This window comes from Segatella copri, assembly GCF_026015465.1.
Taxonomy (GTDB): Bacteria; Bacteroidota; Bacteroidia; order Bacteroidales; family Bacteroidaceae; genus Prevotella; species Prevotella copri_E.
Genome location: NZ_JAPDUQ010000001.1, coordinates 1626394 through 1637616 on the forward strand (window position 1 = coordinate 1626394; position 11223 = coordinate 1637616).

An 11223-nucleotide genomic window follows, 5' to 3' on the forward strand; every position below is an offset into this window, starting at 1 on the left:
TTATGGCAATAGAGAAAGCTCCATCTATATCGCAAGAGGATTTGTTGTCTGCAATGCTCTTGACTCCCAATGACAAAGTGCAGGAAGTGGTAAATAAAGTCAATGAAACTTTTGAATATTGGGATACAATTAAATATAAGAGGTGTCCTGAAGGATGCACTCCCCAGCAATTATGGACATACGTGAAAGCGGCTCGTGTCAAAAGCATGATGTCTGTATGGGGAAAGTATGGTATTACACTAACGCTGACCAATCAAATGCAACGTATGTGTCATGAGATAGATATGAATTGGGGTGGCTCTTGGGGCACAGATTCGATTATTGGGGATGAGAACAAGGAACAGTATCTTGTTGGTTCATTGATGGAAGAGGCTATTTATTCAAGCCAGATGGAGGGGGCGGCTACTACCCGAAAGGTTGCCAAGGAGATGTTGCGTAAGAAAATGACGCCTAAGGACAAATCGCAGCAGATGATAGCAAACAATTATCAGACAATACAATTTATAGTATCTCATAAAGATGCCCTATTGACTCCAGAATTGCTATTGCAGATACATCAGTTGATGACAGAACATACGATGCAGAATCCTCAAGAGGCAGGTTGTTTCAGAAGTAATAACGATGTGGTGGTGGAAAATGGTATTACGCATGAGACGGTTCATATACCACCCACCTATGAAGAGATTCCTAACTTCGTGGAAGACTTGTGTCGCTTTTTCAATGAGCAGGATGCACCGCAGTTTATTCATCCTATCATCCGTGGCATCATCATTCATTTTATGGTGGCATACGTTCATCCTTTTGCTGATGGCAATGGTCGTACCGCACGTGCCTTGTTTTATTGGTACATGCTGAAACAAGGGTATTGGCTCACTGAGTATCTTTCCATTTCGAGGGTTATTGCCAAATCGAAGAAATCGTACGAGAAAGCATTTCTTTATACGGAGGCGGATGGCATGGACATGGGGTATTTTGTGGCTTATAACATGAGGGTACTCCAACAGTCGTTTAAGCAGTTGCAAGATTATATCAAGCGTAAACAGGAAGAGAAGCGAGCTGCCAACTCTTTTTTGCGCATTGGTAACATTAATGCTCGTCAAGCTCAAATCATCAAGATGTTTGCCGATGATTCCAATTTGGTGGTTACGATTGCTGATTTGCAAGCTAAGTTTTTGGTAAGCCCTACTACAGCAAAAGCCGATGTCGTCGGTTTGATGAATATGGGACTTTTATCAGAAATCTCCTTCAATAAGGTTAAAAAAGGCTATATAAAGGGGGAGCAATTTGATGAAATAACAAAATCTTAAAATCCCTCCAATCCTTTCCAATTTTGCAAACATTGGAAAGAATTGGAGGAATTTTGTACTTTTGTAAAGCCGCATTTTACAAAAATCGCAAAAATGCAAAGTACGACTTTATAAAATGGAGTATAATGGGCGTACCTGCATAGTTCCGTGGATGAGGTTATCCAAAGATGCAGCATAGCCTATACATAAAGAATTTGGCTCAGGAGAGGTTGTCTTATCCACGGACAATCTCCCCTGAGCCTCTAAAAAGGGGGAATTACAGTTCTATCGGAACCACTACTTTGATGCAGAAGTTGCGCCCCATGTTGTAAACGCCCCTTCTGCCTGTTACCTTGTTTTCCGCCAGATACTTCAGACGGCTCAGGTGGTTCTGGTAAGCACGGTTGGTAATTTCAGAGCAGCATCGACTACGAAAGCAAGTACGAGTACAAGTCGGGCGACCCTCATCTCAAGCCTCAGAAGCAGCACAGTTTCAACCTGTCGGGCAATTACAAGTGGTTGTCGTTCATGGCTTACTACAACTATGTACTCGACATGTACATGACCTGGTACAAGCCTTACGATGAGGTGAATCATCCGAGTGTGCTTTTGCAGACGATGGCTACGGTGCCTCATTCCTACTATTGTGGAGCCAATATCCGTGTGGCGCCTTCGTTTGGAATCTGGTATCCTAACCTCACGGCGAGTGTCTTCTACGGTCATGATAATGTAGATCATCTCAATATCCCCGAGTTTGGCAAAAACCAGCCTCAGTTTACATTCAGCATGAACAACAATCTGAGGCTTCCCCACCGGTGGTTCATGAATCTTTCGGGTAATGTCAGCACGAATGCAGAGATGGGAATCGGAAGGAGGAAATGTACGGGCAACATGCAGTTCCGGGTTTCCAAGAACTTCCTGAAGAACGATGCCATCAAGGTGATGTTTGTAGTGCAAGACCTCTTGCATACAGGATATTATTATTTCGAGGCAAACGGCACGCAGTCGCATCGCACGTTAACCCTGATGCAGGGCAAGGTGAAGGTGAGCAATGCCGATACAGAGGTGGAAATGCGCCCAGGTCAGACCGCCACGCTCCAGGAGGATAAGATTGTGGTGTCTAAGGCTTCCTCTTCAGCCTCCGACTGGCTGGAAGGCGATTTCGATATGGATCAGGTTACGCTGGCAGAGGCGATGAGCGACATCGGAGCCTGGTACAACAAGACCGTGGTCTTCCAGTCCCAGGCGAATATGGATAAGCTCATCCACTTCCGCTTCTCCCGCAGGGCAAGCCTGCAGGAAATCATCACGGCACTGAACGAGATGGGTGTGGCAAAAGTCAGAATAGAAAAGGGCAAGATCATGGTGCTTTGAGCCATGGTCTTGCCCCTATTCCTTTTCCTATTCCATCTCCCATATCGGCATAACCTCAATCCTTATTCCGTCTCGTTCGAAGGTCTCCCGTTGGGAGAAAGTGATGATTTTTCCCTGTTTGCAGCCTGTAACGGAGGAGGCAGCCATCAAGCCTCCTATCTCTCGTTCTACGTTATCATCATTCAATGTCCAGCAGACTTGTATCAGCTCAGCTACACGCTCGCCCTTTTTCACAACGAAGTCGCATTCCTTCGATTCATAGAAGTAGAATATCCCGTCCTCTTCTCCAAGTGTTCTCTCTAAGTTGAGATAAACGATATTCTCCAAAGCCTTGCCTGCATCTTCGCTCTCTGGCAATAATACGGCATTGCGCAGGGCAATGTCAGCCACATAATACTTGGCAGGAGCAGAACGCTGTTTTACCATCGACTTATCGTATTTTTCCACTTTGCGAAACATGAAAATGTTGCAAGCATAGTCGAGCCACAGATAGAGGGAATCCTTGGAGACCTTTAAGCCTTGCGATTTCGAGTCGTTATAAATATTGTTCACGCTAGTCGGCTTCGTGAGATTGTTCATCACACGCTTTAAGAAATAACGCACCACCGAAGGAGAAGCTCCGATATGATAATGCTCCACCATATCCCTGAAGAGCATGGTGTTGAAGTAAGACTGCAGTATTTTGACCTTTTCCATCTTGCTTTTTTCGAGAACAACCTCTGGAAAACCGCCCTCCTCGCAATAACCGCGGAAGGAGACCGCCAACTTTGCCTTGCCAGCTTCGCTGAATGGATTTGCCTTGGTGCCTTTGAACGCCATATATTCCTTGAAACTCAAAGGATACTCACGATATTCGTCAGGCCATCCTCGCAAAGCGGAAGCCATTTCTTCTGAAAGCATCTTGGCTGTGCTACCTGTTATATAGATATGCTTGCAATAATTCTTATACACCCGGAGAACAAAGAGTTCCCAGCCCTCTATGAGTTGTATCTCATCAAAAAACATATAAACATCCTTAAGCGATGTATCAGGATACATTTCACGATAAGCTTGCAGCAATTCATCGAAGTTTTCGGGCGACATGGAGAGAAAACGTTCATCGTCGAAGCCTACATAGAGGATGCGCTCTTTTGGAATTCCTTGTTGTAGCAGGCGATTAATCGTAAGTCCCAATAATGATGACTTTCCGCAACGGCGAATGCCAGTAACAGTCACGATGCGGTTTCCATCCAACGGAAGTTGGGTGCTTCTCTCTTGCAAGGCAAAAGGTAATTCCTCTTGGTGCAAGGAAATGATTGACTGAAATGTGCTGCGTAGTTCCATTTGTGTACCTTCTTTATTACTGATTATTTTATTGTTAATATGTAGATTCCTACACTCGGTTGCAAAGATACAAACTTTCCTTCTAAAAAGGAAAGAAATCGGCAATTATTTCCTTTTAGAAAGGAAAGTTTCTGTTTTTATCTAAAATCTCTTTTTGCTCTTTAAAGCTCTAGTTGTTGTCTTGCAGTAGCCATTTCCAAATAGGTGCTACCTCTATCGTATAGCCATCTGCCTTTATTTGGGTCTGGTAATCACGGGTGATAATGTAGCCGTGATAGCCTGGAAAGCGGCTTAACCATTACTCCACATTATATAAAGGGATGTCTTTGTTTCGCAAAAAGAGAAAAGGATGTTCCTATTATATTTTTTAATGTGTAACCCAAATAATAAAAATCACAGCAATTATGGCAAATAACAAATGTATCAAGAGTCGTTCCAAGTATTCATTCGTCAACTTCATGACAGACATCATTACCCAGCTTCACAAGAACGGACAACACAAGACATGGCAACACTATCGTGCCACTCTCAACAGTTTTATGCGATTCCGACAGAACAAGGACTTGTCTCTCCGCAAGATGGATGCAGCGATGATGGAAGCCTATGAGGCATATCTCAAGCAGCAGGACGTATGCCGCAATACCAGTTCCTTCTATATGCGAATCCTCCGAGCCGTCTATAACCGAGCGGTAGAGCAAGAACTGATAGCGCAGCAATACCCATTCCGCCGAGTCTATACAGGCATCGACAAGACACGCAAGCGAGCCATCCCTTTTGAGACAGTCAAGCTAATCAAGCAACTCGACCTCCAGCAATCCCCATCCAGCGACATGGCAAAGGATGCCTTCATGATGAGCTTTTACCTCCGAGGTATCTCTTTCATCGACTTGGCACATCTCAAAAAGTCCGACCTCCAAGACGGTTATCTCCATTACAACCGCAGCAAGACACATCAACGAATCACCGTCAAATGGGAACCACAGATGCAAGCGTTAGTAGATAAATATAAGCATCTCACCGATAATTCACCTTATCTCTTCCCTTTTCTTCATGACAATTCCGATGAAGAAAACCCCGACTACCAACTCTATCACAATGCCGAGTCACGCATCACCTACCACCTCAAAAAACTCAAACAGCAGTTAGGCATCCAAGGAAACCTCACCCTCTATGTTGCCCGCCATTCTTGGGCAACAGCAGCAAAAGAACATCACCAACCCATCTCAGTCATCAGCGAGGCATTGGGACACGATTCCGAAACCACCACACAAATCTATCTCCGCTCCATTCAGACATCAGAAGTGGACAAACTCAATGCAGAGCTTCTTTCTGAACTAATATGAACCAATTCTAAAAGTGAAGAAGTGATGGGAACATGAGAAAAATGATCCGGAATGCCTGTATTCTGTGTCTCTTCATAAGAGATACAGAAGACATTGCAAAAATACGAAAAAATATTGAGAATAAGGAAGTCACGAGTGTTAAAAAGTTTAATGCATGAAACAATTTTCAGCAAATATTTAGTAATGTTTCTTAACATATTCAAATAAGTCTTTAGTATTCAGATGGTTAACAAGGTATCTGTATCTCTTATGAAGAGACACAGAGTAACAACATCGAAAACGAACGAATATTCAGTTAAGAGATGGACGTGACAGAAATAGAGAATCAGGTTTCGGCCCCTCAGATGGGGGACGACGGCGAAGCCGTGCTTAAAAATCCCCAAAATGAGGCATTTGGATATGAAAATGAGCCAAAAATGCCCAATGATGCAGGTTGGTATGTCGCTGTCGTAAGATGCAACTGCGAGAATACCATCGCCAAATCCATTGAACTTTATTTCCAAAAACAAAAGATTTGGTTTGAATATTGGGTTCCGATGCAGAGAATGGTAGTTCTCGACAAACGAAGCAACAAGCGAAAGATAAAGGAGAAAGTCTTGCTTACCACCTTTATCTTCTGCCATGTCAGGCCCAATTATCTTGACACCATCCGTTTCCGTCCCGATGTCTATAAGATGCTCACGATGCCAGGCTATCGTGAAATCTACCGCCTCAGTGACAAAGAAGTGGAAGATTATCGTCGTCTTGTAGAAAATCCCGACCTCCCAGTGTCTCCATGTTCCGGTCCTTTACGTAAAGGTCAGAAAGTAAGAATCACCGAGGGAAAGTTGGCAGGATTGGAAGCATACGTGCAACGTCTATCTGGTAAGAAAGCCACCATCGGCAATGAAATCAAGTATATCAGCGGTGCTACCATAGAGATAGACCGAAGTTTCCTTGAAGCCATTGCCGACGAATAATTACAAATCCTCAATCCATCCAAAGATAGTATGAGCATCGAAGCATGGACACTCCTTAGGCGAAGCACCAGGCAAATCACGATGCCCCACAATCTTCGCCTTTGGAAAAAGCTTATGGAGATTGATGAGCAAATCAGTGATTCGCTCCTCCTGTTCTTTGGTGAGCGTATTGGCAGGCTTGCCATCTTCATCCAGTCCACCCTCATAGCAGATGCCAATGCTACATCTATTATAAGGAATGCAATGCGCCCCTACTTCCAGCAACATTCTGTGCTGCGTCTTCTTCCCATCCTTTCGGATATAGAAGTGATAGCCGATGTCATAAAACCCACGAGCCTTATGGTCGCGGCGCAGCAGTTCCACACTATAGTCCTGATTGCATCGGCTAGCCGAGCAATGCAAAACCAGATATTTAATGTCGTTAGCCGACATATATTGACTTTGTCTCATAATTCATAATTCAACATTTAACATTCAACACTCAACATTACAAAATGTTTGCGCACGAGCTCACTCCCAGTGCCGTCAGGGCAGCGATAAGCGCTTGCACCACAGCATTCAAGATTTGAACCCAGGTAAACTTCTTACTTCCCACATTTTGATTTTCATTGAAATTGATCATAATCGTAAATGAAATTAAAGATTAAACATCAGATAGATAGCAAAGAAGTAGCTGCACCCAGCCCTAAGCTGGGCACAGCCGATGGATTGCTACTCCAATCCTGCATTGTCGCCCTCGCTAGAGCCACCACCGCTTGGGGTACTACCGCTATCGCCAGATGGCTTGTTGCCACCGTCACCCTCATCCTTAGAGGAATTGGCTTTCTTCTTGGCCTCCGCCAAATCGACGGTGCCCTTGCCAGCCTTCTCTGCCTTGAGGGTAGCTGCTTGAGCAATACGACTAGCCACGAGCTTAAACTCCGCTTGGTTAATCAAGTTCTCAAAGTCCACGCCAGGATTGAAGTTGATGTTCACCGACTTGATGTTGTCCTCGGTAAACTTCTCTATCGACTCCGCTCCCTCGCAACTCAGCGAGATGCTGAATACACCAAGCGAGCCCAACTTAACCTTGTTGCCATTGAGCAGTTGCTCTACCAAGCAGTCGCACATATCCGACAGGATGGCCTTCACCATACCACGGCTGTAGCCAGCATTGTGAGAAGCGATGTGCTTAGAGAACTTGTCAAGCTCCCAGATTTCACGAACTTGGTTCTTGGCATAAGCCTTAGCCCCGTCTTCAGGCTTGAGGTAGTTGGTCATCAAAAATACAGAATACTCAATCATAATGAATCCTTTCTTTTAAAATGTTAATACTAATGTTACCTATGTCAACTCCAAACATCGAATGTCAAGTGCCCGGGTAATGAATTCTTCACTCTTCACTCTTCGTTCTTCGTTTAACTGATGCAAAGGTACAACATTTGAGAGGCGAAATCAACTTTATGGAATAGCGTTGAATAACCATTGAATATTCGTTGAACAACCATTAAATACCCCTACTAGAAATGGAAGAAAACAGCAAGTCTAATGTGACTTTCAACATATACGGAGGCAACAACCAAATCCTCCCCAATGCCACAGAAGCTGTACAAAACTTCTATGGCGACCAATTCGCAGACCAAAAGCTCCATTCAGAAGGCGAATCCACCGATGCACCTCATGAAGATGAGCAGCGTCTCGCTATATATATTAATAAGGTGGAATCTCTCCGAGGTTACATCTCTCTCCTCACCGCTTGCAAGACAGCAAAGGAAGTGGGCGAGGTAGTAGCCACGATGTGCCAGAACGAGGAGGCGATAGATGCCGACCTTATCGCCAGGAAAGATTTCATCCATCTCCTCCTTCCATTCCTCACGAATGTGAAGACAGGCAAGGGAGTAGATAACCTCCGCCTCTACATCAACAATGCTTGGGATGCAAGAAAAAAGGCACTCCGCCAGTCAAATCGATGAAATAGCCCTCAAAAAGTATATTATATTACTTGCGCAAGTATATTATATTACTTTGCCAAGTATATTATATTACTTGGGCAAGTAACCTTAATACCCCCAAAAGTATAAGTTATGAATGATACAAATATAGACGTACAGAATGGTTACAACCAGATAGCTCCTAATGCTACCAATCAAATTCAGAACTTCTATGGGTTTGATTTTGCTGAGAAGCTTCTCAAAACGAAGGAGTGTCCTTTGACATTGGTTGTGCTTGGAGCTGGAGTGGATGCCACGTTAGGATTGCCAACATCCTCCAGCCTTGTTCCTCGAATCGTGGAATATTTGGAGAGCGATGAGGGTAAGGCTGTTGATGCGGCACTTCGCAAGGCAATCGGCAACGTGCGCTTTCATTTCGATAAATTCGTAAACAATGCCATTGATCGTTTGGCGAAAGATTTAGACAAGGAACTCCTTACCATCTGTCGAAACATCACGGAAGAATTGAATCACAATTCAAGTCTTTCTGATGATCAGCGTAAGCTTGGAAATCTTATCATACGCCTTTTCGGTAAAATCATTGACATCAAGAAGGGAGCAGCTATAGATGCAGAAACAGAGATGTTGATAGAAGAGGTGTTGGGTACAACAGTGAAGGATGACACCATCATAGACTTTACTCACATCAACTATACGGAGACATTCAAGTCGATTATCGTGGAAATCTTGCAAAAAAGCATGTATGAGGCAGAGAATCCAATCCTTCGTCATGTATATAAGAATATCCTCGACATCGAGCAGTTGCTCTCCAACTATTTCTATGGCTTTTATACAGGCCAAATCAGTTATGTGCGAGATTATCTCTACATATCATGGATTTTATGGGCTTACCTGGTGAATGAAGAGCAGCGGATGGTGCAGCAAGAGAATGCTCAAGCAGACAAGCCTAATCTCTATGCTCAGCTCAAGAATTTCGGTAGTCAACAGAAAGACGCTACCTGCCAGTTGCTCACGTTCAACTATACCTCGTATGCAAGTCAAAGTTCAGATACGGCTCTCTATTTTCATGGTTCCCTTACGGAATATGTGGATGTAGAGAATAAGAACGACTTCAAGTTGGAAAACTTGCAAGGCATCGATATAGAGGCTTTCTTCAAGAATCAGTTGGCTTCAGAAATCAGCTTTGATCCTGATAGAAAGTCCCTTCCAATCCCCTCATTTATGCCGCCATTGAAGTTGCAGACAGTGATTTCCAGGAAGTATATAGACATTTGGTATCAAGCCTCCCAGATGTTGTTACGAGCTAATCGAATCATCATCTTAGGTTATTCTTTCAGTTCTCCCGATAATTTCTTCTGTGATTATTTGCGCGAGAACAGGGATGCCCAAGTCGTCATCATAGACAAGAATATAGATGCTGTAAGTCGTAATGTATGTCGTATTCTGCAATTGATGCCAAATCGCTACAGCCGCCAGGTCGTAAATGGCATAGAGCACCGCCGTTATGATAATAGAGTAACCATAATTGGTGCCGATTTGGCAGAGATAGACTTAGATAAGTACGGAAGATAAAATGAGGATTTGCAGGAAGCTATTTCTGATGAATAGTATAAAACTTTATTAAAAACTTTGGCGATTTCATAGGAAAAGTGTATTTTTGTACCGTTTATAACATAAAAACGAGACAACGATGAAGACAATAGATCAGATATTAAAGATAGAGGCTGTAGTGCTTTATGTATTGCAGGCTTTCAAGGAAGGGGTTGATTATATCAAGCTCTATAAAATCTTGTATTTCGCCCAGAGGGAATATCTAGGCAATTATGGCTTATGTCTTTTGCCTGATAGCTTTAGAGCAAGAGACTATGGTCCTGTGCCGTCCTTAATTAATAAGGTGGTGAAGATAGCAGAAAATCAGTGCTCTGATGAAACTGCTATCGGATTGTCTGATTTCGTGGATGCAATCAACGTAAGAGGACAAAGAGTCTTTGCGAAGAAATCTCCCGATATGGATATGCTAGCCGATATGGAAGTGAGCACACTCGATGAATGTATTGAGAAATATAAGGATATGGATTCAATGGATTTGTCTGAGATGTCTCATGATAGTGCCTGGAGTCATGCCAATAATAGCCGCAAGGATGATCCCGACAAGGATTATCTGACGGTGATAGACATAGCCAGAGCAGGCAATGCCCCTAAGGAACTGGTGGATTATATTCGTGAAAAGCAACTTCTTAAAAAGGCATTGGCATGATCATAGACGATTCAAGAAATGTGTTGGCACATTTAAAAGCTGAACTGCATGAGGAAAGTGCAGTGAAGGCTTCTGCTGACATGAATATAGGTGACATCGTCTATTTGGAAATGGATGAGAATGATGGCTTGACATTGCGTAATGGGTATGCTACTCGAAGAAAGTATGTAGTAATAATAGGTAAGAACGAAAAAGGCAATCTTGTAGGTTCATTGATTGTGAATTCAAAGATTACTCCCTTTAAGCGTACAGCTGTTATGCAGCAATACCAATATCTGCTGCGCCAAAGTGATTATCCCCAGATACTCAACTATGACAGTTGGCTTGATTGCACAGAACTATTCGAGATGGATGCTAATAAAATAGTATCTGTAGAAGGTGAGTTGAAAGGAAAACTGACAGAAATAGACTTGACGAATGCCTTGAATTTGGTAAGGCGTTGTGGCTTTATACATCGCCAAGCCAAAGAGAAATTTGGACTATTGTAAACATATCACCATTGGCAATGAAATCAAGTATATCAGTGGTGCAACCATTGAGATAGACAGAAGTTTCTTGGAGACTGTGGAATAAAAATCATTAAACATAAAAATCAATGTAAGCATCCAACCCCTATTTTGGCGGTTTGACAGATAAGTGTTACCTTTGCGCCATGTTTCATTTAAAACTTGAATAATATGGCAGTAAGTAGCAAAGATCTTGAGAGCTTGTGGCAGCGCTACACAGTTGAAGCTGTACCAGCAGGTATCT

Annotated in this window: 12 protein-coding genes; 8 read left to right on the plus strand and 4 right to left on the minus strand. The window is 43.2% G+C overall.

The window, feature by feature from the left end; translation table 11 throughout:
- The first annotated feature begins 2 nt into the window (after nucleotides 1-2).
- The gene (locus tag ONT08_RS06795) at nucleotides 3-1307 is read left to right on the plus strand and encodes a Fic family protein (RefSeq protein WP_117587898.1); all 1305 of its coding nucleotides are present in this window, start codon (nucleotides 3-5) and stop codon (nucleotides 1305-1307) included.
- 402 nt (nucleotides 1308-1709) lie between these two features.
- Nucleotides 1710-2660, plus strand: a complete 951-nt coding sequence (locus tag ONT08_RS16495) for an outer membrane beta-barrel protein (RefSeq protein ID WP_264959575.1) — start codon at nucleotides 1710-1712, stop codon at nucleotides 2658-2660.
- A gap of 27 nt (nucleotides 2661-2687) precedes the next feature.
- Here the strand turns inward: ONT08_RS16495 and ONT08_RS06805 are convergent, their stop codons facing one another.
- Nucleotides 2688-3983, minus strand: a complete 1296-nt coding sequence (locus tag ONT08_RS06805) for an ATP-binding protein (protein WP_264959546.1) — start codon at nucleotides 3981-3983, stop codon at nucleotides 2688-2690.
- A gap of 404 nt (nucleotides 3984-4387) precedes the next feature.
- On the opposite strand from ONT08_RS06805, the gene ONT08_RS06810 reads away from it, so the two are divergent.
- Together ONT08_RS06810 and ONT08_RS06815 are read left to right on the plus strand one after the other, a co-directional pair.
- On the plus strand, nucleotides 4388-5326 hold the full coding sequence (locus ONT08_RS06810) for a tyrosine-type recombinase/integrase (protein WP_118201379.1): 939 nt from the start codon (nucleotides 4388-4390) through the stop codon (nucleotides 5324-5326).
- Nucleotides 5327-5628: 302 nt separating this feature from the next.
- Complete coding sequence (locus tag ONT08_RS06815) at nucleotides 5629-6285, plus strand: transcription termination/antitermination NusG family protein (protein WP_264959547.1); 657 nt, start codon at nucleotides 5629-5631, stop codon at nucleotides 6283-6285.
- Here ONT08_RS06815 and ONT08_RS06820 read toward each other — a convergent pair whose 3' ends face one another.
- The 3 genes from ONT08_RS06820 to ONT08_RS06830 form a co-directional block, all read right to left on the minus strand.
- Entirely contained in the window at nucleotides 6286-6735 is a 450-nt protein-coding gene (locus ONT08_RS06820) for an N-acetylmuramoyl-L-alanine amidase (protein ID WP_264959548.1), read from the minus strand.
- Nucleotides 6736-6772: 37 nt separating this feature from the next.
- Complete coding sequence (locus ONT08_RS06825; protein ID WP_254974329.1) at nucleotides 6773-6907, minus strand: smalltalk protein; 135 nt, start codon at nucleotides 6905-6907, stop codon at nucleotides 6773-6775.
- Between the two features lie 89 nt (nucleotides 6908-6996).
- Nucleotides 6997-7569 (minus strand): HU family DNA-binding protein, encoded by a 573-nt coding sequence (locus ONT08_RS06830; protein ID WP_117587904.1) that lies wholly within the window; start codon nucleotides 7567-7569, stop codon nucleotides 6997-6999.
- Nucleotides 7570-7790: 221 nt separating this feature from the next.
- Between ONT08_RS06830 and ONT08_RS06835 the strand changes: the two genes are divergently transcribed.
- From ONT08_RS06835 to ONT08_RS06850, 4 genes are all read left to right on the plus strand, one after another.
- Nucleotides 7791-8237: a hypothetical protein gene (locus tag ONT08_RS06835; RefSeq protein WP_264959549.1), complete on the plus strand. Its 447-nt coding sequence runs from the start codon at nucleotides 7791-7793 to the stop codon at nucleotides 8235-8237.
- Nucleotides 8238-8348: 111 nt separating this feature from the next.
- Nucleotides 8349-9788, plus strand: a complete 1440-nt coding sequence (locus ONT08_RS06840) for a hypothetical protein (RefSeq protein ID WP_117587906.1) — start codon at nucleotides 8349-8351, stop codon at nucleotides 9786-9788.
- Nucleotides 9789-9906: 118 nt separating this feature from the next.
- Nucleotides 9907-10473 carry a Panacea domain-containing protein gene (locus ONT08_RS06845; protein ID WP_117587907.1) on the plus strand — a complete coding sequence of 189 codons (567 nt, stop codon included), beginning with the start codon at nucleotides 9907-9909 and terminating at the stop codon, nucleotides 10471-10473.
- Nucleotides 10470-10961: a hypothetical protein gene (locus ONT08_RS06850; protein WP_117587908.1), complete on the plus strand. Its 492-nt coding sequence runs from the start codon at nucleotides 10470-10472 to the stop codon at nucleotides 10959-10961. The genes ONT08_RS06845 and ONT08_RS06850 overlap by 4 nt, the downstream gene beginning before the upstream one ends.
- Nucleotides 10962-11223: the final 262 nt, after the last annotated feature.